Origin of the sequence: Paracoccus amoyensis (genome assembly GCF_014490725.1) — a bacterium.
GTDB classification, from domain to species: Bacteria; Pseudomonadota; Alphaproteobacteria; order Rhodobacterales; family Rhodobacteraceae; genus Paracoccus; species Paracoccus amoyensis.
The window spans coordinates 1-25,343 of the sequence record NZ_JACOQL010000007.1 but is presented as its reverse complement, the minus strand read 5'-3'; the positions used below and the strand labels follow the sequence as shown (position 1 = coordinate 25,343).

Sequence of the window (25,343 nt, the reverse complement as noted above, 5' to 3'; positions counted from 1 at the left end):
TCGTCTGGATGAATAAAAACGGGCCGCGTGACCAGCTGTCACGCGGCCCGGATCATTTGCAACTGGCCGTCAGTGCCCGCCCGACAGCACCAGAATCTTGACCGGCGCCATCACGGTCTGCATGCGCAGGATCATGGCATGGACCAGTCCGGTCGCCTCGACGGCGTGCAGGAACAGGCCCTTGAAGAAGCCGACATCGCCCTGTTCGATCTGATCATGGGTCGAGGTATAGACGTTGGCCGTGCAATTGCTGCCCGGAAGGATCTTGCCATATTGTCCGGGGAACAGCGGCTCCATCACCACGGTGATCGTGCCGGGCGTCATCAGTTGCTGGGTATCGACCAGCTGATCGCTGGCGCGCACCTGTCCGGTTGCGATCACGTCCTGCACTTCGGTCACGACCATCGGGATGATGGTAAAGGGGCGCGCGATGCAGCTGACCTCGCCGATCATGCCAACTTTCAGCACGTCGGTTTCAATCTGGCCAAAGCCCGCAAACAGCCGCTCTTCGCCCGCGCCGTCGGGGATCAGCACACCGGCAGGGCGCATGAAGGGGTTGATGACTTCGCCCACGCGCAAGGCGAACTGTTGCAACGTGCCGTCAATCCCTGCCGTGACCAGCGTTTTTTCCAGATTGTCCCGGGCCTGCACCATCTGGGCTTCGGCGCTGGCTTTTTGCGCCGGCAGCAATGTTTCGATCTGCGTCACCAACGTCTGTTTCGAGGCGGCTGCGGCGGCCAGTTCGGCCTGCTGCCCTTCGACCACGTTTTCAAGCCGGGCGATTTCGCGGGCTGCGACAACGTTCGGGTTCTGCTCTCGCAGAGCCACCTGCGTGTCCAGGTCTTCCTGCGCCTGTTGCAGCGCGGTCTCGACCTGTGCAATCTGCGCGTCTGCGGTGACCAGCTCGGATTGCGCCACGGTGAAAGAGGCGTCAACCTCGGCCACGCGCTTGCGGGCGGTATCGACGGCGGCTTCCTGCGCGCTGCTGTCCAGTTTGAACAGCGGATCGCCGGCTTTCACCTTCTGGAACGGTTCAACATAAACTTCCTCGACCCGGCCCCGGATTTCGGGGATCACCGCAACGGTGCGATAGGCCGCCGTCACATTGCTGGTCGAGGGGTGGTAGTAGAAGATCATGGTGATCAGCGACAGCGTCAGGATGACACAGGCCACGATCCCGTAGCGCAGCTCGAACCAGACGGAATACAGGTTGATCTCTTTTCCGAAGCGCTTTCCCTGAACAAACCGGCGGTAAAGGTAGTCGGGCAGGATCGTGACCAGCGAACAAAGCAGGGCTTCCAGCATCAGTGCGCCCCCTCTTTTGCCTGGCTGTCCTTGGCCGGTGCTTCAGGTTCCAGCGGATCGCCCGGTTGCCCGGCGATGCGGTGCAGCGATCTTGCGATCGAGCGCAGCGGCGACAGAAAATCGGGCAGATCGACCATGGCCAGCAACAGCGCCGCGATCCAGAAGATGTTGTTATGCGTGAACAATGCGATCAGGCCCAGAACGGCCACGATCTCGAACTGCATTTTCTGGTTTCCGTGGGCCAGATGCTCGGGCAGCGAATGCAGCCGCAGATACAATGTGCCCGCCACGAAAATCGCAAGCAGCATGAAGATGATGGTAAAGGTCATCAAACCGTCGGTTTCGCCAGGCGGCGTTACGAAGGCAGGAAGGTGTTCTATGGCAAGGGGGTGTGCGGCGACTGCTGTTTGCATGGCGGCCTCTCATAAAGAAAATCGTTATCACTCATCCGCGCCGCGTTACCCACAGTTTGACTGGCGTCAAGCCATCATCGCAAAAGCCGGCCGCATCACGCCAACCGCAGGTCCATTCTCCGATGTTCAGCATTGCGTGTAGCGAAGAAGAGCCATGAAAATTTTCGCCCGTCGCAGCGTTGACGCTAACGGCCAGTATTATTAGCTAGCTAATGAAATTGACCCATGAGATGAATCGTGACCCAGTCTTCCGGCCTGTTGGATGTCTTGCTGCAACTGATGCGAGAGCTTCGGCGCAACTACGATGCGCGGGCCAAGGATATGGGCCTGACCATGTCGCGGGCCCGTGCCCTGACCACATTGGCCGGGATGGAGGGGACCACGCAAACCGCGCTTGCCGCAAAGCTGGAGATCGAGACGCCGACCCTGAAACGTCAGCTTGATGCGCTGGAGGCCAGTGGCTTTGTCGAACGCCGCCCGCTGGAATGCGACGCCCGCAAGAATGCGCTGTTTCTGACGCCCCAAGCCCATGACAGCGGCATCGTCGAATTTACCCGCCGCCTGCGGGCCGAGGTGTTGGAAGGCATCGGCCGCGACGATCTTGACCGCACGCAACAAGTGCTGGAACGGATGCTGGGCAATGTCGCAAGGTTGACGCGGGATGAGTGACGCATCGGCACATACGCCGGCGCAGGCCCCCGCCACCCCCGTGCCGCATCCGCCGCTGCACTGGAAGGTGGCCGTTCTGTATATGGCGGCGGCCTGCATGCTGGCCCTTAGCCAAGGGCTTGGTCAGGGCTTCATCACCGCCAATATCCCGCAGATTGCGGGCGATCTGGGCATCACGACCACGCAGGCAAGCTGGCTGATGGCGGCCTACATGATCCCGCGCGCCTCGCTGCCCTTGATGCTGATCAAGATCCGCACGCAATTCGGCCTGCGCCGCTTTGCCGAGGTGGGGATCATCGTCTATGTGGTCGTGGCCTTCATCTCTGTCTGGATCGCGGATTTCCGGTCGGCCATCGTTGTCCAGTTCCTGTCCGGTGCCGCCGCGGCCCCGCTGTCCACGCTGGCCTTCCTTTACATGCTGGAACCGCTGGCCCCGGAATGGAAGATGCGGTTGGGCCTGCCGCTGGCCATGGCCATGCTGCTGTCGGGACCATCGGTCGCACGGATCGTTTCGCCCGCGCTGATCGGAGATGGCGGGCTGACCTGGATACATCTGACCGTTCTGGGAATGGCGATGGTCTCGCTGGCGCTGGTCTTTGCGCTGCCGCTGCGGCCGATGCCCCGGATGAAGGTTATCCAGACGCTGGATTTCGTCACCTTTCTGCTGATCGGTTTTGGCTTTGCAGGGCTGACCATCGGCTTTATCCAGGGGCCGATCCAATATTGGATGGATGTCTCGTGGATCGGGCTGTTGCTGGCCGCATCCGTCGCGTCGCTGGCCATCGCTGTTGCGATCGAGTTGAACCGCACAGCACCCTTGCTGGACATCCGCTGGCTGGTCAGCCCCGCCATCCTGCATCTGACCGCAACGCTGTTTCTGTTCCGGCTGATCCTGTCGGAACAAAGCACCGGTGCGCCGCGCATGTTTCAGGTGCTGGGCGTCGCACCGTCACAACTGACGGTGCTGTTCGCGGTGATCGTCGGCGCGACGCTTCTGGGCGCATTGGCGGTTGTGGGCTGGATCAGGCCGACCCGCGTGCCGGTTTATCATATTCTGGCGCTGATCCTGATCGCGATTGGTGCGTTGATGGATGGCAATTCCACCATCGACACGCGCCCCGAACAGTTGATCGTCAGTCAGGCCCTGATCGGCTTTGCCGGGATGCTGTTCCTGCCGCCTGCGATGATGGCCGGGCTGATTTCCGCGTTGTCCAAGGGACCGCAATATCTGCTGTCCTTCGTGATCGTCTTTATCGCCACGCAATCGCTGGGCGGGGTGATCGGGTCGGGGGTCTTTACCACCTTCATCAACCATCAGCAGGCCGCCCATTATCAGGTGCTGATCGAACAACTGACCGCAGCCAGCGCCCAGACCACGCGGGCCATCGCCCAACAGATGGCCTTGTTTTCAGGGCAGATCACCGATGGCGCCACGTTGAAGGCGCAGGCCGTGTCCCAGATTGCCCAGACAGCTTCGAACCAGGCCTATGTCATGGCCTATAACGACGCCTATCGCCTGATCGCGGCCATTGCGATCTTTGCCCTTGTCGCGCTGCTGCTGCATCTGCTGCGCGACTTTCTGGCGGCGCGCATGACGCCTGCCCAGCCAACCACCCCGGATGTGACGCCATGATGAAAAAAGAAAACCTGCTGCCCACTGCAATCGCCCTGATCATCGGTCTTGCCGGATTGCTGCTGTTGTTGTTCGCATGGCATCTGCCCCCGTTTTCGCCCTCGGAACCAACGACCGAAAACGCCTATATCCGGGGCAAGGTCACCACCATCGCCCCGCAGGTGTCCGGCTATGTCAGCAAAGTCGAGGCGACGGATTTTCAGACCGTCAAGGCAGGCGATGTGATCGCCCGCATCGACGACCGCATCCCGCGTCAGAAGCTGGCGCAGGCACAGGCGCAACTGGCCGCCGCCAATGCCGCGCTGGAGGTTGCGAAGCAAAGCGTCGCCTCGGCCGAGGCTGTGGTGCGCGCGAACGAGGCTGGGCTGGCCTCGACCCGATCGGCGCTGACGACGGCGCAGAGCACATGGGACCGGTCGCAGGCGCTGCGGTCGCGGGGTGTCGCCTCGCAATCGACGTTTGACCAGTCCGAACTGGCGCTGCAACAGGCGCAGGCCGCCGTCACGCAGGCCGAAGCGCAATTGGATGTGCAGCGCGAATCCGTGAAATCGGCGCAGGTTTCCCTGCAATCGCGCGATGCCGATATTGCCAGCGCACAGGCAGCGGTCGAGCTGGCGCAGATCGATCTGGACAACACCGTCATCCGGTCGCCCGCAGACGGCAGTCTGGGGCAGGTCAGCGTGCGCATCGGCCAATATGTGACCGCGGGCACCGCATTGGTGTCGCTGGTCGGCACCGATGTCTGGATCATCGCCAACTTCATGGAAACCAACCTCAAGGGCCTGCGCCCCGGCGAGGTGGTCAATTTCACCGTCGATGCGATCCGCGATCAGGCCTTTACCGGCAAGGTGGCCGCGTTTTCACCTGCAACCGCATCGGAATACAGCCTGCTGGCCGGGTCCAACACGACCGGCAATTTCACGAAAATCGCGCAAAGATTGCCGGTTCGCATCACCATCGATCCGGATCAGGAGATGTCCCAGTATCTGCTGCCTGGCATGTCGGTGATCGTGCATGTCGACACCGCGACTGCGCCCCAGTGATTGGCCAGTGATTGGCCAGTGATCGGACCGTGATCAGCGGGGGTCTGCTGCCCGGCAGGCCGCGTTTTGGCGGTATCTTGCATTTTAACAAAAAGTAACCAAAAAAAGAGCGCAACCTTTACGCGAGTTAGGTTAGGCAGGCAAATCATTTGGACTAACTACCGAGGCTACGATGGCATTTGCTACCGCCGACGAACGCTACTTCGTCAATCTGGTCAACCAGGTCCGCAAGGACAAAAACCTGCCCACGCTGAAGATCGAACAATCGCTGAATACATCGGCCGACAATCACAGCCAGTGGATGTTGGACGCGGATGTCTTTTCACATACCGGCAAGGGGGGCAGCTCCTCGACCAATCGGATGAAGGACGCCGGGTTCGATTTCGCGGGCAGTTGGATGTCGGCGGAAAACCTCGCCTATGTCAGCGTCGATAATGACGGGTCGTATCGCGACGAAATCCAGACCATGCACAAGATGCTGATGAACAGCCCCGGCCATTACGCCAATATCGTCAATGCCAGTGTCAACCTGATCGGAATTGGCCTGAAAGTAGGCGATTTCAACGGATACAAGGTGCTGGTGGCGACGCAGAATTTCGCCAAAACCAGCGGCAGCGTCGATATCGATACCAATGGCTTTACGTTTATCACAGCACCTTCGGCCAGCGCCGCAGTGGCCAGCCGCAGCGATTGGCGCGACAGCTTTGACGGCAAGACCTTTACCTCAAACGCGACCGGGACCGGCCGCAACGACGACTTTCAGCTGAACAGCGCCAACAATCACGCATCGGGTCAGGGCGGCAATGACTGGATGGATGGGCGTGCCGGCAATGACACGCTGAACGGCGGTGCGGGTGCCGACCGCATCATGGGCCAGACCGGCAACGATCTGTTGCGCGGCGGCGATGGCAACGATTCGATCCTGGGCCATGTCGGCGCGGATCGTCTGTATGGCGATAACCAGAACGATCTGCTGCGCGGTGGTGGCGGGGCGGATCAGCTATATGGCGGCAGCGGCAATGACCGCCTGTTCGGGGATGCCGGGAACGACCGGCTGATCGGGGGCAGCGGCAATGACTGGCTGCGCGGTATGGATGGCGCCGATACGGTGATCGGCGGTGCGGGGAATGACACGCTGCGCGGCGGCGCGGGCAATGACGTTCTGAAAGGCGGCGCCGGCGCGGACACCTTCATTTTCCACGATGGCGGTGGCCGCGATACGATCAACGGGTTTGTCGCCGATACCGATCGCTTGCTGGTCGAGAAAGAGTTGTTGGGCAACAACGGCATCAACTTTACGGAGACCAAAATCACCAACACGGCTTCGGGCGTCATCATCAACTTTGGCGACGGTGACGTGCTGGTGATCAACGGGCGGGGCCTGAACCCCGGCGATATCGTGGACGACATCTTCGCGATATGATGCAGGACAGGGCGGCACGCTTCGGTCTGCCGTCCTTCCAGACGTGAACAGCCAAGGGATAAGCTGATAGGGCAGCGTCACCACCACAGGGCGCACCCATGATCACGACCCTTGCTTTCGATGCCGATGACACGCTGTGGCAGAATGAAGAATTCTTCCGGCTGATCGAGTTACCCGCCGAATGACCCGCCGAATTACCCGCTGTGCTCGACCGGATCCCCTGAAAGGCAAAAGGCCCGGTCGATACCGTGCCTGTGCAGCTGACGGCGATCTTACAGCTGGATCGGCTTGCCGTCCTCTTCCTCTTCCTCAAGCACGGGAACAAGTGCGGCATTGGCCGACATCCACACCTTGCCATCTTCGGTCGAGGCCACGTCATTCAGCGGGATATAACGATGCGTCTTGGTTTCGATGCCATGCGCTTCATCCTTGCGCTTCATCTTGATCCGCGCGCCGTCGATGTGATCGACATAGCCGACATGGACGCCATCCGCGCCGACAATTTCCGCATCTTCCTTGATGTGAGTGCTATCAACCATCGCAAAATCTCCTGTCTGTCAACCTGTCCGTCAAAAAGCCACAGGGGGCTTCGGATGGTTAACGCATCGGGCGTCGATATGTTCCCCTTCGAGGGTCCGCCCGGCCAGGACCTAACCGGCGAAAACCGAGAGCAGCCAATACAGCATCCCCGACAGCAGGGCGGCGGCGGGCACGGTGATGATCCAGGCCGCGCCGATGGTCAGCACATGCGAACGACGCACCAGTTTGCGGCGGCGGCGTTCGTCCGATGTCAGATGCTCTGCCTCGGGGATGGCCATGCGGGCCTTGCGCAGGCGACGCTCGGAATCCCACTCACGGAAGAAGCCGACACCAAAGACCGCGCCAACCGCAATATGGGTCGAACTGACCGGAAGGCCCAGGGCGCTGGCGATAATCACGGTAATCGCCGCCGACAAGGCCACGCAATAAGCCCGCATCGGGTTCAGTTTCGTGATCTGGCTGCCGACCATGCGGATCAGTTTGGGTCCGAACAGGCACAGCCCGAACGAGATCCCGAAGGCACCGATCAGCATGACCCACAGCGGAATCGACACATCGCCCGCAAAATCCCCGGTGGTCGAGGCATGGACGATTGCCGCCAGCGGCCCGACCGCATTGGCCACGTCATTCGCACCATGCGCAAAGCTCAGCAGCGCGGCCGAAGCGACCAACGGAATCCCGAACAGGACTTTCAGCGATTTGTTGCGATTCTCAAGCCCCTCGGACTGATGACGGGTCACCGGAATCATGATGGCCCAGCACAGGACGCCGATGACCAGCCCGGCAAGCAGCGCCGTGCCCATCGAGACGTCGATCAGCTGCTTCAGCCCCTTCAGCGCCAGATAGGCGGCAAAGGCACCCGCCATCAGGCCAACCAGAACCGGCACCCAGATACGCGCCGCCGCGATCTTGTCGTCGCGATGGATGATGCGGGCTTCAATGAACCACAGGAACAGTGCAGCGACGCCGCCCCCCATCAATGGCGAAATCACCCAGCTTGCCGCGATCGTGCCCATCTGTTCCCAATTCACCGCGCCAAAGCCTGCTGCGGCAATACCCGCGCCCATGACGCCGCCGACAACCGCATGGGTCGTGGACACGGGTGCGCCGATCCATGTCGCAAGATTCACCCACAGGGCGGATGCCAGCAGCGCCGCCATCATCGCCCAGACAAAGCTGGCTTGGGTATTCAGCGCCTCGGGTGCGACGATGCCCTTGGCGATGGTCGAAACCACGTCGCCCCCCGCGATCAGGGCGCCCGCGCTTTCAAAGATGACGGCGATGACGATTGCACCGCCCATGCTAAGCGCGTTGGCGCCGACGGCCGGACCCATATTATTGGCCACGTCATTCGCGCCGATATTCAGCGCCATGTAAGCCCCGAACACGGCCGCGGTCACCACGATCAATGTCTGGCTGGTCGACCCCAGAAACAGCGCCGCAGCAAGGCCCGCCAGAACAATGAAGACAAAGGCGATGCCCGGTGCGACAAGCGGCCTGGAAATATAGGCCGCCGCGTATTCCAGATTCGAGAACCGCCCAAGATCGCGGTCAAGAGTATCAAGGTGTCGGGCTTCTAGATCTTTGTCTGACATGATCCGTCTTTCTGCTGGGCGGCGTGCTAAGTGGGATTAGCCGTGGGATCAATCAAAAAGACGTTTCGGGACTGTCATTATTTTGACACAAAAAATATATATATACAAAATCAACCTAAGCGTGTATATATAAGAAAAAGCCCGCCATTGCTGGCGGGCGGGTACTCGTTACTCATTGCGGTGCGTGCAATGTTGAACTGTCCACTAACTCCTGTTGGCGTGGACAGTTCCGTTCTTTTTTCGTGAAGGTGTAATAGTTTTCAGGCTGGGTCTTTTTGCCGGGACGATCCAACCGGATCAAACCGGAATGACGATGGATTTGCCGCCTACCGTTTGGACCGCCAGACCCGTATCGAACAACGCCGACAAATTCTCGGTCGTCATGGCCTGTTCCCTTGGCGCAGAATGAACCAGCTGGCCGTCCTTCAGGCTGACAATCCAATCCGCATAGCGCGCGGCCATCCCCAGATCATGCAACACGATGACAACGCTTCGGCTATCCGGGCCGGGGCGCGAAAGATTGTGCAACCTCTCCATGATGTCGCGGGCATAACGCGGGTCCAGCGCGGCCAGCGGCTCGTCCAGCAACATCCATGGCGTCGATTGTGCATAGGCCATGGCGACAAAGGCACGCTGGCGCTGTCCGCCAGACAGGCTGTCCAGCTTGCGATGTTCCAGATCGTTCAGATCGAACAGGGCCAGCGCCTCATCCACCTGATCGTGGTCTTGCTGTTTGGGACGCCCGCGATGATGCGGCCAGCGGCCAAACGCCACCAGATCGCGGACGCTCAGGCGGGGCACGATGGCGGGGCTTTGCGTCAGCAGGGCCACCCGATGGGCGCGATCCTGCGGTTTCAGGGTCGCGATATCATCATCGCCGATCATGACCTTGCCCGCATGCGGCACCAGCAGGCCGGCGATACAATGCAGCAGCGTCGATTTTCCCGCCCCGTTCGGACCGATGATGGCTGTCAGGCCGGTCGGGGGAATCCGGGCTGTCACATCTTGCAGGATGGGCTGGCCGTCGCGGTGCAGATCAAGGCTGGCAATACGGATCATGTCGGGCGTCTTTTCAGGACAAGGAAAAGGAACAACAGACCGCCAAGAAACTCGACGATCACGGCGAGGGTGGACTGGAACCCCAGCAGGCGTTCAAAAACGAACTGCCCGAAAACAAGGATCAGTGCACCGACAGCAGCAGCGGCGGGGATCAGGATGCGGTGGCGATACGTCCCGATCGAGGCCGCAGCAAGGCTGGCGGCCAGCAACCCCAGAAAGGTGATGGGTCCGGCCAGCGCGGTCGCCACCGCGATCAGCAGCGAAATCAGCGTCAGCACCAGCAGCACCAGCCGGTCATGGTCCACGCCAAGCGACAGCGATTGCGTGCGGCCAAGCGCCGCCACATCCAAGGATGGGCCAATGCGGATCGACAGCGCCAGCACGATGGCGAACAGGGGCGCGGCGATGGACAGTTGCAGCGGATCGACCGCGCCGAAGGTGGCATAGGTCGCCTGCTGCACCACGGCAAATTCCGACGGATCCAGAATGCGCTGCATGAACCCCGTCAATCCGCGCATCAGGATGCCAAAGATCACACCTGTCAGAACCAGCCGCGTCATGTCATCCGCCCCGCGCCGGAGCACAAGGCTGAACAGCGCGACGGCGGCCGCGGTCAGGGTCAGGGACTCGATCAGGAATTTCGGGATTTGCGGCAGGGAAACATAGCCAACCCCGCCCAGCATGATGACCAGCGTTGTCTGTAACAGCACGAACAACGCGTCAAAACCAACGATGCCGGGGGTCAGCAGGCGGTTATGCGCCACGGTCTGAAACATCACCGTCGCTGCCCCGACCGATGCACCCACCAACAGCAGCGCCGCAACCTTGGTGACCCGAAGTCCCAGAATGAAGCCATAGGGGGCGCGCAACCCCCAGACCAGAAACAGCCCGGACGCAATCAGAAGGACCGCGCCCAGCAGCCAAAGACGATGTCGAGGCGCAACGCTCATCTGCTGGTCGCCTGTTTTGGCGTGGCGTAAAGCATCCACAGGAACAGCCCCGCCCCCAAGACGGCAAAGATGGTCCCCGCCGGGATTTCATAGGGCCAGCGGATCACGCGGCCGATGACATCGGCGGCAAGGACTGAGGCCCCGCCCAGCACCGCGATCAGCGGCAGATTGGCCCGCAGATTGTCGCCCCGCCAGCGTGACACGATATTGGGCACGACCAGCCCGACAAAGGGCAGCGATCCGACGGTCACCACCACCGCCGCAATCGTGGCCGACACGACGCCCAGCCCGACCAACAGCGTCTGCCGCGCGTTCAGGCCAAGGCTGCGGGCATAATCATCGCCCAGACCCAGAATGGTGATGCGATCGGCGGCGACATAAAGCAGCGCGGCCATGATCGCGATCAGCCATAAAAGCTCGTATCGCCCGCGCAGCACGCCCGAAAACTCGCCCGATTGCCAGATGCCGACATACTGGACCAGATCGGCGGTCCATGCGAACCAGGTCACGCCCGCGCCAAGGATGCCGCCATAGATCAACCCGACCAATGGCAACAGCATCGGATCCTGCCGCGGCACATGGCGCGACAGGGCGAAAAAACCAAAGGTGCCGACCAGCGCCGCAAGCGAGGCCACGATCATCTTGACCATCAGGGCGGCGCCCGGTGCGATCAGGGTGACAGCCAACAGGCCGGCCATCGCGGATTCAGGCGTGCCGGTCAGGCCGGGCTCGACCAGACGGTTCTGCACCGCCAGTTGCACCACAGCCCCCGCCAGCGCCAGACCAGCCCCGGCCAGAAGCGCGGCGACCGTGCGGGGAATGCGACTGACCATCACCAGCAGATAGCTGTCAACGCTGCCGCCGCGCAGGTCAGCCGCCCCGATCAGCAGGCTGGCAAGGACCAGCAGCGCCAGTCCCGCGATGACAGCCACCCGATACACTTAGCTTTCGGCCGCGCCGAAAGCCTCGGTTATCTGGTTCAGCAGCAAGGTCAGGGACTGCACGCCTCCCGTCGACAGATAGAGAGCAGCCGGGTTCAGATAAACGATCTGGCCTTTCTGGCCAGCGGTCGTTCCGGCAACCAGCGGATTATCCAGTGTCGCCGCGGCGGCCTGACCCTCTTGCCCGACAGCGGCGCCGCGATCCAGCACCAGCAGCCAATCCGGGTTGGTTTCCGCGATAAACTCGAACGACACCGCCTCGCCATGGGATGCCTCGGTCTTCAACCCGGGGCGCGCCTCTGGCAGATCCAGCGCGGTATGCAGCCAGCCAAAGCGCGATCCGGCACCGTAGGCGGACATCTTGCCGCCATTGGTCAGCAGGATCATGGCGTTCCCTTTGCCGGCAACGGCCGCACGGGCGCTGGCCAGCGCCGCATCCAGTTCCGCTTTCAGGCTCGCCGCCTGGTCCTGTTTGTCAAACAGGGTGCCATAGCTGGCCAGACGCGCCTCGGCCTGTTCAAACAGCGCATCGCCCGTGATGGTCATGTCCAGCGTCGGCGCAACACGCGACAGGGCGTCAACCTGCGCCGACGAACGGCCGCCTGCGATGATCAGGTCGGGGGCAAAGGCCGCCAGCGCTTCGAAATCCGGCTCGAACAGCGTGCCGACTTTCTGGGCATCAGCCAGTGCGGGGACAAGAAAATCAGGCGGCGCAATGTCCGGGCCTGCGGCGATGGTCACGCCAAGCGCGTTCAGCGTATCGACGGCGGCAAGATCGTAAACGGCCAGCTTTTCGGGCGATTGCGCCACGGAAACCGGGCCGGTGGCGGTCTGAATGTCAATTTCCTGGGCGTGAAGGGCGGCAGGCAAAGCCAGCGCCAAAGCGAACAAGGCAGCTTTCATGGATCGATTTCCTTTTGCGAAGGGGCTGACGCAGCTGACGTAATTTGCTGGCAGACGCCGATTGCCCAAGTTGTCGACTAAAGAAATCAGGATTGCGGGAGATGCAAGGGCCATGGACCATTTCCGCTTCACAATTCCGCGGATGATTGAACCGGGCCGTTTTCTGGTGCAATCATCCCACTCTGCGGAAAGGGTATCCCTGCTTGCCCGAACCATGGCCTGTATTTACATTGCACATTAGGAAGGGAAGCTATCATGCAAGACGCGCCGAACACGGGGGCCACCCGCCGATTGTGCATCATGGTCATGGGACCAAGCGGAGTGGGCAAGACCAGCATCTCGCTTGGGCTGGCGGAACGGCTGGACGCCGCGTTTCTTGAGGGCGACGATTATCACCCTGCATCAAACCGCGAAGCCATGGCTGCGGGCCATCCGCTGACCGATGACATGCGCTGGCCGTGGTTGAAGGCCCTGTCGATCGCGGTGGTGGAATCGGCGCAGACGCGCTGCACCGTGTTTTCCTGTTCGGCGCTGAAGCACAGCTATCGCGATTATCTGCGCGACCATATCGGCGCGCTGCAGATTGTCTATCTGCATGCGGATCATGACGTGATCCTTGAACGCATGCGGGCGCGCAAGCATTTCATGCCGCCCTCCATGCTGGATTCACAGCTGGCCACGCTGGAAATGCCAACCGAGGATGAACACGTCATCACGCTGGACACCGAATTGCCGGTCGAAATCTCGGTTCAGCATGCGGTGGATGATCTGCGTCAGCGCGGCCTGGTGTAAGCCGTCACACCACCACAAGCGTCACTGCGCCAACCAGCGCGGCGATCACCAACAGGCCCAGCAGCGCGAACAGCCCATCCCGAACCAGCATCCCGAAGCCCATCAGAAACACGGCAAGGCCAAGGATGGATGACGTGAACGGCACCAGTTCCAGAAACGGCATCACCGCGCCCGCCAACAGGCAGGCGATCTGCGCGATCCAGACCAGCGGACGACGCACCAGAAACTGCAAACGCGGACGTGACACCCGGTCCAGCCAGCGGGCTGGCCCTTCGGCCCAGCGATAGGCATTGGCCAGTTTCCTTGACGAGACCTGCCGTCGCATCAGGAACCCTGGCAGCCACAGGTGCTTGCGTCGAATCAAGAGTTCGACTGACGTCAGGGCAATTAATACCCCGCAAATCGACGAAAAGAGCGGAATTCCTGACAGCGGCGACACCACGGCCATCGCCACGACCATCAGCGTCGGCAATAACGAGGCATAGCCCAAAGCCTCGACCATGTCGCGGATCGAGGTCTTGTCGTCCCCGCCACTGTGGAACGCCTTTTTCAACAGCGCTTCCACGCTGGTATTGTCTTGTTCGTAGCTTGATGGCTGGAAGGCCAGAATATCATCCTGCGCCATAAGGCTGTCTTGTTGCATCCCGGTTTTCCTGAATGGGTGCGATGATAAGCGCTTCGCACGAAGTTTGTTCCGCTGCCAATCCCCATCGGCGGTGTCATGCGCAGAACGCAAAGCCGATCTGACAGAATACGGCGTTGCCAAAAAAGCCGTTAGCGCCCAGATAAAGCCCAACGAAATAAAGCATTAACAGGAAAAGATGATGACCCGTATCGCCAGCTATATCTCGAAATTCTTCGCGGCTCTGAATGCCTCGATCGAGCTGGCCGCCGCCGTGGAAAACCGCCGTGCGCCCTCGTCGAAAGCGTTGAAAACGCTGGGCATCCCGGAACGCCAGTTCCGCGCCGTTCAATTCTGATTTCCGGCCTGGAAGTCAATCAGGCGTAAACCCGCCTGTGTCATGATCAGTCAAAGTTTAAGTGTATGAGTAGGCCCGCGTAACGAGTTTAGTGGAGTAATCGGTTCAACCCGCGCCAGATCAGTTCTGGCGCGGGTTTTGTTTTGTCAGTGAACCTCGGACCCGGCCGGATCGGCCCGGTTGGCGCGGATCGACGACCACAGCGACAGACCGATCAGGCAAGCGCCGCCCAGCCCGGTGATAACCTCGGGGATATGGACCAGCGACTGCGCGAACATGATGACCGACAGCGCCAGAATGGCGTAGAATGCGCCATGTTCCAGATAGCGGTAATTGGTCAGCGTGCCTTTTTCGACCAGCATGATGGTCATTGACCGCACATACATCGCGCCGATGCCCAGACCGATGGCGATGATGAACAGGTTCTGCGTCAGGGCGAATGCACCGATCACGCCGTCAAAGCTGAACGAGGCGTCCAGAACTTCCAGATACAGGAAGGCGCCCAGACCGCCCTTGGCCGCGCCTGACAGGTTTTGCTGGGTGCTGTCCAGAAGGCCGCCCAGCACCTCGACGATCAGAAAGGTCAGCAGGCCCCAGATGGCGGCGCGGAAGAACACCTCGACATTTTCCGGCTGCTGCAGGCGGCTGAACGTGATGATGGTGATCAGAACCAACGCCACCTCGATCCCGCGAATGCTGGCATGGCGGGCAAGATGTTTCTCAAGCCATCTGATCCAGTGCACGTCCTTTTCGTGATCGAAGAAAAAGGACAGGCCGACCATCATCAGAAACGCACCGCCAAACGCGGCGATCGGCAGATGGGCGTCATGCATGATCTCGGCATAGCGTTCCGGCTGTGCCGCCGCCATGACCACCGCGTCCCACGGTCCGATATTGGCCGCGATCACCACGATCAGCAGCGGGAAGACGATCCGCATGCCGAACACGGCGATGATGATGCCCCAGGTCAGAAAGCGATGCTGCCACTTGGGCGTCATGTCTTTCAGCTTGTTGGCGTTGACGATGGCGTTGTCGAAGGAAAGCGAGATTTCCAGAACCGCCAGCACCGCACAGATGAAAAAGATGCTCAGCGTGCCGCTGACCGTGCCCGTGGTGCGCCAGCCCAGCCAGATACCAAGGCCAAGCCCGACGGCGGTGACGATAAAGGCCCAACGAAAATACCTCAGCACCGAAGTGCCCGACGCGCCCTGTGACGTTGCGTGAGTGCTCATATGTGAAATCGAGTCCGACGGCTGACAAGGTTTCGACAGCCGACATCACGAATGCGCCGCCACATTCGCCAGAGGGGCCCGGTCGCCGTACATCACCCAAACAGGGCTGATCCCGGCTTGTAACGTTTTTCCGGCGACCGATCAAGAAGCCGTGTTTCCGGCGGCGCAGACCCGCCTTATTCCAGCAGGCCTTCCTTGTCGTCTTTGGCGCCGCCGAACCAGCGGCGCTCGGCCTGGGCCACCGTCACGACACTGATGCGCTGCATGTCCTGACGCGCCATATCATCGCTGAAGGGGGGCAAGGGGCCAGCAGTTGCCACGAAATTCAAGGCTTTGCTGTCGAATCGCGGCAGACCGGACGACCGGGCGATCCTGATATCCTTGATCTGCCCGTTGGGCGCGATCGCGTAGGTCAGGATGGCCGATTTCGGCGGATTCAGCTTTTGCTGTTCCGCCAGCAAGGTCATCCGGGTCGAGGATGCATCAAGCCGCGCCTGAACTTCCTTTTCCCAATCGGCACCGCTGGCGGGTTTCGTCGGCGGCCGGGTTGTCGATTCGGTTGTGTCGGCGCCGTCGTTGCAAGCGGCCAACATTCCTGACAGGCCAAGCGCAGCAGCGATGGCAAATACTTTGATATGCATGGTTTTCTCTGCTCGGTTTTTTCTTGGTAGAACGCGGAATTCTGATTCGACGCAAACAAAAATTCACGGCGGTGTGAAGAATTTCGGGCGCAGCATTGTTCAGGTCACGGCCATGGCCCATCATGCCCCCAAAACCGTTAAGGAATGGTTGTGACCCTGATCTTCATCCCCGGCTTCATGCTTGACGACGACCTGTGGCGCGATCTTGCCCCGCTGCTGCATGGCCTTGGGCCGTTTGATTTCGCGGATTATTCCAACGCCACCTCGTTTGAAGATGCCGCCGCGCGCATCATTGCCGCGGCACCGGACAGGTTCGCCCTGATCGGATTTTCCATGGGCGGCTATGTCGCGCGGGAAATTGCGCTGCAGGCCGGGGACCGCGTGTCACATCTGGTGCTGATCGCGACCTCCGCGCGGGGCGACACGCCCGAACGTGCGGCACAAAAGCAAATGGCCTATCGCCTTGCCAAGGACAGCTTTCGCGGGGTCAGCCGCCGCTCCATCGCCGCCTCGCTGGCGCCCGAACGACAGTCGGACACGGCGCTGATCGAACGGATCCACGACATGAGCCTGCGTCTGGGCAGGACCGCCTTTCGCAACCAGCTTTCCTTTCCCCGAACCGGCGATATCGCACGGCTGCCCGATATCCATTGCCCCACGCTGGTGATCGCGGGGACGAAAGATCAGGTGCGCAGCATCGCGGAATCGCAGGAACTGGTCGCCGGCATCCCGAATGCCGAATTCGCGACGCTTGATGCCGGACACATGCTGCCGATCGAAGCGGCAGAACCGCTTGCGGCCCTGCTGCGCGACTTTCTAAGCCGCTGAACCCGAACCGATATTGACCGCTCTGGCCCGCGGCTCTAACCAGCCTTATCCCGTTCCCAAAGATACGGCCTGTGGCGATGTCGCTGCCCCAACCTTCGCCGCTTCGCGGCATCATGCTGAAATGTTGCAGCGTCACCATTTTCACGCTGATGGCCGCCATGGTCAAAGCGACGGCTGACCCCGAGGGCATGGGCGTTCCGGCCGGTCAGCAGGTGTTTTTCCGGTCCCTGTTCGCCATGCCGGTGATTTTCATCTGGCTGGCGATGCGACACGATCTGCGCGACGGGCTGAAAACATTTCGCCCGATGGGTCATTTCTATCGTGGCATCATCGGCACCAGCGCCATGTTTCTGGGCTTTTGGGCGCTGGCCCTGCTGCCCTTGCCCGAGGCGACGGCCATCAACTATGCCGCGCCGTTGCTGGTGGTGATCTTTGCCGCGATGTTTCTGGGCGAGGACGTGCGCCTGTTTCGGCTGTCCATGGTCGGGCTTGGCCTGTTGGGGGTGCTGGTCGTTCTGTCGCCGCAGCTGACCACACGCGCGATGTCCGACCCGCTGCGAACGCTGGGCACCGTGGCGGCGCTTGGCGGCGCGGCTTGTGCCGCATTGGCGCAGATTTTTGTGCGCAAGCTGGTGCAGGACGAAAAAACCACCGCCATCGTCTTCTGGTTTTCGGTGACATCGACGCTGCTTGGGCTGGCGACACTGCCCTTTGGCTGGGTGATGCCGGATCTGACGACCGGCGTGTCGCTGGTGATGACGGGCTTGCTGGGCGGGCTGGGCCAGATCCTGCTGACCTCGTCCTATCGCTATGCCGATGCCTCGCTGATCGCCCCGTTCGAATATGTTTCGATGCTGCTGGCGGTGCTGATCGGCTGGTTCATCTTTGAAGAAGCGCCGACCGCAACCGTTCTGATCGGCGCGGCACTGGTCATCATGGCCGGCATTCTGATCATCTGGCGCGAACGGCAATTGGGGCTGCAACGCGCCCGACAACGCAAGGCGATGACGCCCCAAGGATGATTGCGGCTTTGATGATTGCGGCTTTGATGATTGCGGCTTTTTATATCCGCAATGACACCATATTTTGCGGTCATGACCGAAACCGCACATCCGATTCCAGGCACGACCAGTGGTCTGATCGACCAGAACGGCTGGCAGACTGCGCAGGCGACGAATGCTGTTGCACTGGCCGATGCCGGATTGGCCGTCGGGCGGTTGGATCAACTGATCGCCGCGCTGCCCGAAGATCGTCGGCGCGGTGCCCTTACCCGACTGGCCCTGATCGAGGTCGAGGCGATGTTATGGGGACAGGCCACCCCTCTGCGCCGCGAAGAAATCGGCCGCGATCTGATGGAGGCGCGGGCCAGCACCGATCTGGACGCCATGAAGCAAGCCCGCTGGGCGATCCGCCGGTTGGAAGGACAGACCGGTCTGACCGACCTGCGCGCGTTTCTGGCGCTGCATCGGGCCGAGGGGGATCACCTGCCCGCGGCCCAGCATGGCCGCCCGACCGGACGCGATTTTGATGAAAGCGCAGGTGAATTTCTGGGCCTGATCGATGGGCTTGCAGATCTGCACCCGATTGCCCGCGCCTGCCCTGCCCGGATCGCGTGGCGGCTGGCCAATGTCTCGGCGGTCGAGGACATGATCGAAGGTGCAGTCTGGACCGGCCGCGCCATGGCCGCGAATTGCGAGGCGCTGACATTCCTGCCGCTGGGCCGCCACGGACGGCGCGTCTGGCTGGATGGCAGCGCCCCTGCGGAACGCATGGCCCGCCATCTGGACGCGGTGACGCAGGGGGCGGTGGATGCGCGGCGGCACCTGTCGCGCCTGTCGCTGTGGGCGGAACAGGCACGGGCCGCCACGGCAACGATCAAGGGCAACAGCCCCTCCCGCATCATCGACGCCCTGTTGACGCAGCCCCTGATGACAACCGCCATGGTCGAGGAGCATGCGGGCATCAGCCGCGACACGGCTGAACGGATGTTGCAGCGGTTGCAGAATGACGGGTTGGTGCGCGAAGTGACCGGCACACGCCGCTTCAGATTATGGAGCGCGGCGGCCTGACGGGCCTATTGCGCAGGTGCTGTCACGCGCAAGAACAGCTTGCCGCTGCCCAGCCTGTCGCGCAGGGCCACCACCTCTTCTGGGGACAGAAGCAAAGGCAGCGACAATTGCCCGCTGGAGGCAAAGATCGGTCCGCGCAGCATCGGGGAAATCAATACCTTGTCATCCAGCATGATCGCCATGCGCTGCCCGACATGCAGCTGGGTGAAGGTCGCGAAGTCGCGTTGGCTTTGCCGTGCAAGTTCGACATTCAGGGTATCGCCGGAGTCCGAAATCTGACCGCCGGTGACGCGCAAATTCAGCGTTTCCGCCATTGCCGGCGAGACAAGCGCCAACAAGGTCATTGCACCTGCGATAATGGGTCGAATGAGGGACATGGATAATCTTTCAGATATCTTGGTCATATTGCCAGAATAAGGCCCTTGCTGCAATTCCATTGCTTTATCGGCATCCCGAATTAACATCACATTTATTGAACCGCGGCCCAGAGTTATGAAGATTGATCGCCTTGGATTGGCCGCAGCACTTTCACCTGCAAATACGATAGGAAAGGAATTCAGATGCCACGATATATCCCCCTCGCCATCGCATGTCTGACCGCCGCGATATCGCCCGCCTTGGCACAGGAACCCGCCAGCGTCACCCAATTGCTGCAACAATCGCTGGATCTTGACGGGAAAGAGGTGGTGATGCTGCGCGTGGACTATGCGCCCGGTGGATCGGACCCCGTTCACCGCCATGATGCCGATGTATTCGTCTATATCCTCGAGGGGTCTGTGGTGATGCAGGTCGAAGGCGGTCCCGAGGTCACCCTGAACCCCGGTGATACCTTTGTCGAAGGCAAGGACGATGTTCATCTTGTGGGGCGAAATGCCAGCGATACAGCCCCCGCCAGCTTTCTTGCGTTTTTTGTAAAAGACGCGGGTGCGCCGGTTCTGCTGCCGGTCCAATAATTCCGTCTGCCAAAGGACGCGGACATATCGAAGCGAACGGTCTCGATCAGGTGCGACTATTCGCGTGCCATTGAGACGATGTTTTCTTCCGTCGCGGCCCGCGTGAACGGAAAGACGGCAACGCCAAGGCCCGGCACGACGCCGGTGACGTGATTCGACATGGTGTCGGCCCCTTCCTTGTGAACGTCGTCAATTGCACACCACCAGCAGGCCACAGGAATCCGAATCCAAAAATCGGTCAGAAGGGGCAGCAGGTCGCTGTCCGTTTGGCCGGCGTTGCACTATCCTTACCCCATGACTCCGTGACTATCCTTACCCGATGACTCCGTGATTGAATCACAGGATTGACCTAGGCGGTAAAATTATCTTACCAATGTTCCAAGGGAGAGGGAGGCAAAGCCATGTCCATCGCCATGCCGGCACCCAATCAGGATGTCATCGCGCGCGGCCCGCAGATCGTTGCGGCGTTGCAGGCCGTTCTGCCAGCCGATGCCGTCATTCACGATCCGCAGGAAACGCGGGCCTATGAATGCGATGCGCTGACCGCCTATCGCTGCCCGCCCTTGGCCGTGGTTTTGCCGCGCACGACGGCGCAGGTCGCGGCAATCATGCGGCTTTGCAACGACATGGGCGTGCCGGTGGTGCCGCGCGGCGCGGGCACATCCCTTGCGGGCGGGGCGCTGCCGACGGCGGATTGCGTGATCCTGGGCACCATGCGGCTGCGTGATGTGCTGGAGATCGACACCGACAACCGCTTTATCCGCGTGCAGAGCGGCATCACCAATCTGGCCGTCAGTGCCGAACTGGAATCCCATGGGTTTTTCTATGCGCCGGACCCGTCGTCTCAGCTGGCCTGCACCATCGCGGGCAATATCGCGATGAACTCTGGTGGGGCGCATTGCCTGAAATACGGGGTCACGACCAACAATCTGATGGGCGCCACGGTGGTGCTGTCCACGGGTGAGATCGTCGAGATGGGCGGCCCCGAAGCCGGTCCCGACGGGCTGGACATGCTGGGCCTGTTCTGCGGATCGGAAGGTCAGCTTGGCGTCGTGACCGAGGCCATCTTGCGCATCCTGCCCCGCCCCGAAGGCGCGCGACCCGTTCTGATCGGCTTTGGCGATGCCGAGGTGGCAGGCGAATGCGTGGCCAATATCATCCGCTCGGGCGTGATTCCGGTGGCCATCGAATATATGGACGAACCCTGCCTGCGCGCCGTCGAAAGTTTTGCCAAGGCCGGTTATCCCACCTGCAACGCCGTCCTGATCGTCGAGGTCGAAGGCTCGGCCGATGAAATCGCCGATCAGATCGCCCGCATCCGCGAGATTGCCGATGCCCTGAACCCGGTCGAATTTCGCGAAAGCAGGAATGCCGATGAGGCCGCGAAAATCTGGAAGGGCCGGAAATCGGCTTTCGGGGCGATGGGCAAGCTGGGCGATTACATCTGTCTGGATGGCACGGTTCCGGTGGGCCAACTGCCTTATACCTTGCGCCGGATCGGTGAATTGTCCCGCGAACATGGGCTGGAGGTTGCCAATGTCTTTCACGCGGGCGATGGCAATATGCACCCGCTGATCCTGTTCAACGCCAACCAGCCCGGCGATCTGGCCCGGGCCGAGGCGTTCGGCAACGATATCCTGCGCCTCTGCGTCGAGGTTGGCGGTTGTCTGACCGGCGAACATGGCGTCGGCATCGAAAAGCGCGACCTGATGAGCACGCAATACGCCCCCGACGATCTGGCCATCCAGATGGAAATCAAGGATCTGTTCGACCCGCAATGGCTGCTGAACGCGGCCAAGGTCTTTCCGTTGCAGGCCAGCGCCGCCCATCGTGGAAGGGCTGCGGAATGAGTGCGGTTCAGGACCTGCTGGCCCCCACGACCGAGGCCGAACTGGCCGCCATCATTGCGGATCGGCGCAGGCCCTTGCGCATTATCGGTGGTGGCACCCGTGTCCAACTGCCGCCGGGCGACGACATGATGATCGACCGGCTGACCACGACGCGGCTGTCGGGCGTCGTCACCTATTCGCCCGGCGAAATGACCCTGATCGCCCGCCCCGGCACCCCGCTGCCCGAAATCGAGGCGATGCTGGCGGCCGAGGGTCAGGCCCTGGCCTTTGAGCCGCCGGACCTGCGCGGCGTTCTGGGCGGTCATGGCGCACCCACCTTGGGCGGTATGGTCGCCGCAAATGCCAGCGGTCCCCGTCGATTGATGGCCGGGGCCTGCCGCGATCACCTGCTGGGCGTGCGTTTCGTCGATGGCCGGGGCCGGGTCATCAAGAATGGCGGGCGGGTGATGAAGAATGTCACCGGACTGGACCTGTCCAAGCTGCTGGCGGGCTCATATGGCACCTTGGCCGTGTTGACCGAGATTGTTCTGAAAACCCTGCCCCATCTGCCCGCCCGCGCGACGCTGGTCTTTGCCGATATGAACCGGGCGCAAGCGGTGCGGCTGTTTTCGACCGCGCTTGCGACGCCCTTTGACGTGACCGGGGCGGCCTGGCGCGATGGCACCGCATATCTGCGGATCGAGGGGCTGGAGAAGCAGTTGATCTATCGCCGCGACCGACTGCTGGCCTTGCTGGCGGCACATGCGCCGCAGGTGCTGGACGATGCCGCGACCACCGCCCTGTGGCGCGGGCTGCGTGACGTGACCAATTTCGCAGGCAGCGATGCGCCGTTGTGGCGCATCCTGGCGAAACCGACCGATGCGCCTGCGATCTGCACGGCGCTGCACGCTCTGGGCGGGGCAACCTCGCTTGATTGGGGGGGTGGCCTGATCTGGTATGCGGGTCCGGGCAGCGCCGCACAGGTTCGCGCCCTTGCGCCCCATGCCACGCTGATTCGCCGTGCGGGGCTGACCGGCCCGGCATTTCCCCCGCAAACCGGCCCGCTGGCCCGCCTGCAATCAGGGCTGCGCCAGACCTTTGATCCGGCGGGCCTTCTGAACCCCGGCCTGATGGACGCTTAAGATGCAGACGAATTTCACCGCCCAACAGCTTGCCGATCCGGCCACCGCGCGCAGTAACGAGATCCTGCGATCCTGCGTGCATTGCGGCTTTTGCACCGCGACCTGCCCGACCTATCAGGTGCTGGGCGATGAGTTGGACAGCCCGCGCGGACGCATTTACCTGATCAAGGACATGCTGGAAAACAACCGGACACCGGATGCAAAAACCGTGCAACATATCGACCGCTGCCTGTCCTGCCTGTCCTGCATGACCACCTGCCCGTCCGGCGTGGATTACATGCATCTGATCGATCACGCGCGGGAATATATTCAGGACAACTATCACCGCCCGTGGCACGACCGTGCCCTGCGCTGGCTTCTGGCGGCGATCCTGCCCTATCCGGGGCGGTTCCGGCTGGCGCTTCTGGGCGCGAAAATCGCGCGACCGTTTCGCGGGATGATCCCCGATGCGCGGCTGCGGGCCATGCTGGACATGGCCCCCGCCGAGATTCCGCCCCCCAGTCTGAACGACAAGCCACAGGTTTTCCCGGCAGAGGGGCCGCGGATCAAAAGGGTCGCCCTGCTGACCGGCTGCGCCCAACGTGCGCTGAATACCGACATCAACGACGCCACCATCCGCCTGCTGCGCCGCCACGGATGCGAGGTGGTCATCCCGAAGGGCATCGGCTGTTGCGGGGCGCTGACGCATCACATGGGCAAGACTGCGGAAAGCCATGCCAGCGCCGCCGCGAATATCCGCGCCCTGATGGCCGAGGTTGCGGGCGACGGGCTGGATGCCGTCGTCATCAACACCTCGGGCTGCGGCACGACGGTCAAGGATTACGGCCATATGTTCGCCGACAGCCCCTTGGCCGGTGACGCCGCCCAGATTGCCGATCTTGCCCGCGACGTGACCGAAGTCATGTCCGATCTGGGCCTGAAGGACGCCACCCACGCCACGCCCCTTCGCATCGGCTATCACGCCGCCTGTTCGCTGCAACACGGCCAGCAGATCAAGGCCACCCCCAAGGAGCTGCTGGCCGAGGCAGGTTTTACCGTGCTGGAACCCAAGGACAGCCACCTGTGCTGCGGATCGGCCGGGACGTATAACCTGATGCAACCCGCGATTTCCGCGCAGCTGAAATCCCGCAAGGTCGCCACGCTCGAGGCTTTGCAGCCACAGGTCATCAGCGCGGGAAATATCGGCTGCATGATGCAAATCGGGTCGGAAATTGGCGTACCCGTGGTGCATACGGTGGAATTGCTGGATTGGGCGACAGGCGGACCAAAGCCCAGGTCGTGCTGACAGAACGTCTTCCACTGGTCCTGGCCCTATGATTCAAGCTCATCTCTGCGGAGGAGACGGGCTTGGCACGCAATCTGCTATCCGAGGATGTGTGGGCCTTCTTCGCGGGCGTCATTCGTTCTGTCCGACACCCGAACGGGCGTCAAGCCGTAGATCATCGTCTTGCGGCAGGGGCAAAAGGGAACTCCGAAAGACAGGTGATGGGCGCGGCGTTGGTATTGGCGGCTTGTCAAGCTGGTCGACCGCGCCCCACAGGCTTGTCTGCGCGCAAAAACCGGGTCGCCTATATGATATCGAATGAGGCTCCCTTTGATTGTAAATTATGATATTTTTCAAGTAGTTAAAGTGATAGTTAAATTTTTATAAAAGGGAATGTTCTCAAGAAACGTTCCTCAACTTGCGGATTTTTCTCCAGCGCCGCAAGTGCTTGGTTTCTGGGCGCAAAGTCACTGGAGAAATCTTTATATCTTTTATAACCAATTCCCTCGAGCGCGGCATCCTCTTCGCCGCTCAATTCCCAACTTGGGAAAAAACCAATTATTCGATGCATATTCAAAGTATAATCGAATTTATTTTCCAGTTCCACAATATCGAAAATATAGCTGGGGACATCTTTTTCGTTCTCAACGATCGAATAGGCCCATGCTTTAAACTCTTCCAGAGTTATCACCCCGGACACAAGACAGCTTGATGCAAATGAAATATCCTCATTGTCATCTTTTGTAAGGTGAAAATTGGTTATCATATGCCCTCGCCGCCACTGGCATCATTCCACGAAATGCAAGAAGATACCAAATGATTATGGCTCCGCCGCTTCTTCGATCCAGGCTTCAAGTGCAGGAGATCCTGCCTTATTCAGTAGCCGCGCCCGCTCTGTATTCGAAGCATCCGGAGGAACCACTTCAACAATAAGCAATAAATTTTCACGTTTTTGTCCATCACCAAACAAACCTTCCGCACTCAAAGCCTGCATGGCTTTTGTCATTGCAGAAATTCTGAAATTATATTCTCGATCCCATTGATCGGGACTCATCTCTTCCGTCATTTCTGGAAGCTTATCAAATGCTGCGTTCACCGCCGAAAAATATTTTCTTCCGTAATCTACGTAGGGACTATCA

27 protein-coding genes are annotated in these 25,343 nt (G+C 60.9%); 13 read left to right on the top strand and 14 right to left on the bottom strand.

The annotated features are described in order from the left end of the window. Positions 1-69: 69 nt before the first annotated feature. A complete protein-coding gene (locus H4P12_RS17565; protein WP_187794930.1) occupies positions 70-1,305 on the bottom strand; it encodes an HlyD family secretion protein in 1,236 nt (411 codons plus the stop codon). Next, the gene (locus H4P12_RS17560) at positions 1,305-1,634 is read right to left on the bottom strand and encodes a hypothetical protein (protein WP_187794929.1); all 330 of its coding nucleotides are present in this window, start codon (positions 1,632-1,634) and stop codon (positions 1,305-1,307) included. Before H4P12_RS17560 ends, H4P12_RS17565 begins: the two co-directional genes overlap by 1 nt. A gap of 321 nt (positions 1,635-1,955) precedes the next feature. Here H4P12_RS17560 and H4P12_RS17555 point away from each other — a divergent pair, with 321 nt between their 5' ends. The 4 genes from H4P12_RS17555 to H4P12_RS17540 all read left to right on the top strand — a co-directional run bounded on the left by H4P12_RS17555 (position 1,956) and on the right by H4P12_RS17540 (position 6,486). After that, on the top strand, positions 1,956-2,387 hold the full coding sequence (locus tag H4P12_RS17555; protein ID WP_343069854.1) for a MarR family winged helix-turn-helix transcriptional regulator: 432 nt from the start codon (positions 1,956-1,958) through the stop codon (positions 2,385-2,387). Beyond that, entirely contained in the window at positions 2,380-4,020 is a 1,641-nt protein-coding gene (locus H4P12_RS17550) for an efflux MFS transporter permease (RefSeq protein ID WP_187794928.1), read from the top strand. Before H4P12_RS17555 ends, H4P12_RS17550 begins: the two co-directional genes overlap by 8 nt. Continuing rightward, complete coding sequence (locus H4P12_RS17545) at positions 4,020-5,063, top strand: HlyD family secretion protein (protein ID WP_187794961.1); 1,044 nt, start codon at positions 4,020-4,022, stop codon at positions 5,061-5,063. Before H4P12_RS17550 ends, H4P12_RS17545 begins: the two co-directional genes overlap by 1 nt. Before the next feature lie 172 nt (positions 5,064-5,235). Then, positions 5,236-6,486, top strand: a complete 1,251-nt coding sequence (locus H4P12_RS17540; protein WP_187794927.1) for a CAP domain-containing protein — start codon at positions 5,236-5,238, stop codon at positions 6,484-6,486. A 272-nt stretch (positions 6,487-6,758) separates the two neighbouring features. Here H4P12_RS17540 and H4P12_RS17535 read toward each other — a convergent pair whose 3' ends face one another. The 6 genes from H4P12_RS17535 to H4P12_RS17510 all read right to left on the bottom strand — a co-directional run bounded on the left by H4P12_RS17535 (position 6,759) and on the right by H4P12_RS17510 (position 12,474). Further along, a complete protein-coding gene (locus H4P12_RS17535) occupies positions 6,759-7,025 on the bottom strand; it encodes a DUF2171 domain-containing protein (RefSeq protein ID WP_187794926.1) in 267 nt (88 codons plus the stop codon). 111 nt (positions 7,026-7,136) lie between these two features. After that, positions 7,137-8,621: an inorganic phosphate transporter gene (locus H4P12_RS17530; RefSeq protein ID WP_187794925.1), complete on the bottom strand. Its 1,485-nt coding sequence runs from the start codon at positions 8,619-8,621 to the stop codon at positions 7,137-7,139. Positions 8,622-8,918: 297 nt separating this feature from the next. Next, positions 8,919-9,680 carry an ATP-binding cassette domain-containing protein gene (locus H4P12_RS17525; RefSeq protein WP_187794924.1) on the bottom strand — a complete coding sequence of 254 codons (762 nt, stop codon included), beginning with the start codon at positions 9,678-9,680 and terminating at the stop codon, positions 8,919-8,921. Continuing rightward, positions 9,677-10,630, bottom strand: a complete 954-nt coding sequence (locus tag H4P12_RS17520) for an iron chelate uptake ABC transporter family permease subunit (protein WP_187794923.1) — start codon at positions 10,628-10,630, stop codon at positions 9,677-9,679. The genes H4P12_RS17525 and H4P12_RS17520 overlap by 4 nt, the downstream gene beginning before the upstream one ends. Further along, entirely contained in the window at positions 10,627-11,571 is a 945-nt protein-coding gene (locus H4P12_RS17515) for an iron chelate uptake ABC transporter family permease subunit (RefSeq protein WP_187794922.1), read from the bottom strand. The genes H4P12_RS17520 and H4P12_RS17515 overlap by 4 nt, the downstream gene beginning before the upstream one ends. Further along, positions 11,572-12,474 (bottom strand): siderophore ABC transporter substrate-binding protein, encoded by a 903-nt coding sequence (locus H4P12_RS17510; RefSeq protein WP_187794921.1) that lies wholly within the window; start codon positions 12,472-12,474, stop codon positions 11,572-11,574. A gap of 255 nt (positions 12,475-12,729) precedes the next feature. Between H4P12_RS17510 and H4P12_RS17505 the strand changes: the two genes are divergently transcribed. After that, complete coding sequence (locus H4P12_RS17505) at positions 12,730-13,266, top strand: gluconokinase (protein ID WP_187794920.1); 537 nt, start codon at positions 12,730-12,732, stop codon at positions 13,264-13,266. A gap of 4 nt (positions 13,267-13,270) precedes the next feature. Here H4P12_RS17505 and H4P12_RS17500 read toward each other — a convergent pair whose 3' ends face one another. Next, the gene (locus H4P12_RS17500) at positions 13,271-13,909 is read right to left on the bottom strand and encodes an exopolysaccharide biosynthesis protein (RefSeq protein ID WP_246449362.1); all 639 of its coding nucleotides are present in this window, start codon (positions 13,907-13,909) and stop codon (positions 13,271-13,273) included. A gap of 181 nt (positions 13,910-14,090) precedes the next feature. On the opposite strand from H4P12_RS17500, the gene H4P12_RS17495 reads away from it, so the two are divergent. Continuing rightward, positions 14,091-14,246 (top strand): hypothetical protein, encoded by a 156-nt coding sequence (locus H4P12_RS17495; protein WP_187794919.1) that lies wholly within the window; start codon positions 14,091-14,093, stop codon positions 14,244-14,246. Between the two features lie 146 nt (positions 14,247-14,392). Here H4P12_RS17495 and H4P12_RS17490 read toward each other — a convergent pair whose 3' ends face one another. Both H4P12_RS17490 and H4P12_RS17485 read right to left on the bottom strand, forming a co-directional pair. Next, entirely contained in the window at positions 14,393-15,478 is a 1,086-nt protein-coding gene (locus H4P12_RS17490; protein ID WP_187794918.1) for a DUF475 domain-containing protein, read from the bottom strand. A gap of 176 nt (positions 15,479-15,654) precedes the next feature. Continuing rightward, positions 15,655-16,119, bottom strand: a complete 465-nt coding sequence (locus H4P12_RS17485) for an energy transducer TonB (protein ID WP_187794917.1) — start codon at positions 16,117-16,119, stop codon at positions 15,655-15,657. 150 nt (positions 16,120-16,269) lie between these two features. Here H4P12_RS17485 and H4P12_RS17480 point away from each other — a divergent pair, with 150 nt between their 5' ends. The 3 genes from H4P12_RS17480 to H4P12_RS17470 all read left to right on the top strand — a co-directional run bounded on the left by H4P12_RS17480 (position 16,270) and on the right by H4P12_RS17470 (position 19,016). After that, entirely contained in the window at positions 16,270-16,947 is a 678-nt protein-coding gene (locus tag H4P12_RS17480) for an alpha/beta fold hydrolase (protein ID WP_187794916.1), read from the top strand. A 113-nt stretch (positions 16,948-17,060) separates the two neighbouring features. Then, positions 17,061-17,969 (top strand): DMT family transporter, encoded by a 909-nt coding sequence (locus H4P12_RS17475; protein ID WP_246449361.1) that lies wholly within the window; start codon positions 17,061-17,063, stop codon positions 17,967-17,969. A 51-nt stretch (positions 17,970-18,020) separates the two neighbouring features. Beyond that, positions 18,021-19,016 carry a helix-turn-helix domain-containing protein gene (locus H4P12_RS17470; RefSeq protein WP_187794914.1) on the top strand — a complete coding sequence of 332 codons (996 nt, stop codon included), beginning with the start codon at positions 18,021-18,023 and terminating at the stop codon, positions 19,014-19,016. Positions 19,017-19,021: 5 nt separating this feature from the next. Here the strand turns inward: H4P12_RS17470 and H4P12_RS17465 are convergent, their stop codons facing one another. Continuing rightward, positions 19,022-19,393: a SecDF P1 head subdomain-containing protein gene (locus tag H4P12_RS17465; protein WP_187794913.1), complete on the bottom strand. Its 372-nt coding sequence runs from the start codon at positions 19,391-19,393 to the stop codon at positions 19,022-19,024. A gap of 183 nt (positions 19,394-19,576) precedes the next feature. On the opposite strand from H4P12_RS17465, the gene H4P12_RS17460 reads away from it, so the two are divergent. The 4 genes from H4P12_RS17460 (at position 19,577) to glcF (ending at position 24,225) form a co-directional block, all read left to right on the top strand. Beyond that, a complete protein-coding gene (locus tag H4P12_RS17460) occupies positions 19,577-19,969 on the top strand; it encodes a cupin domain-containing protein (RefSeq protein WP_187794912.1) in 393 nt (130 codons plus the stop codon). Positions 19,970-20,376: 407 nt separating this feature from the next. After that, positions 20,377-21,819, top strand: a complete 1,443-nt coding sequence (locus tag H4P12_RS17455) for an FAD-linked oxidase C-terminal domain-containing protein (protein WP_343069855.1) — start codon at positions 20,377-20,379, stop codon at positions 21,817-21,819. Between the two features lie 17 nt (positions 21,820-21,836). Further along, positions 21,837-22,940 (top strand): FAD-binding protein, encoded by a 1,104-nt coding sequence (locus tag H4P12_RS17450; protein ID WP_223115884.1) that lies wholly within the window; start codon positions 21,837-21,839, stop codon positions 22,938-22,940. Position 22,941: 1 nt separating this feature from the next. Continuing rightward, positions 22,942-24,225 carry a glycolate oxidase subunit GlcF gene (gene glcF / locus H4P12_RS17445; protein ID WP_187794909.1) on the top strand — a complete coding sequence of 428 codons (1,284 nt, stop codon included), beginning with the start codon at positions 22,942-22,944 and terminating at the stop codon, positions 24,223-24,225. 352 nt (positions 24,226-24,577) lie between these two features. Here glcF and H4P12_RS17435 read toward each other — a convergent pair whose 3' ends face one another. Beyond that, positions 24,578-24,970: a hypothetical protein gene (locus H4P12_RS17435; protein ID WP_187794908.1), complete on the bottom strand. Its 393-nt coding sequence runs from the start codon at positions 24,968-24,970 to the stop codon at positions 24,578-24,580. A 54-nt stretch (positions 24,971-25,024) separates the two neighbouring features. Beyond that, positions 25,025-25,343: DUF4303 domain-containing protein (locus H4P12_RS17430; protein WP_187794907.1), on the bottom strand; the 319-nt coding region annotated here is incomplete at its 5' end.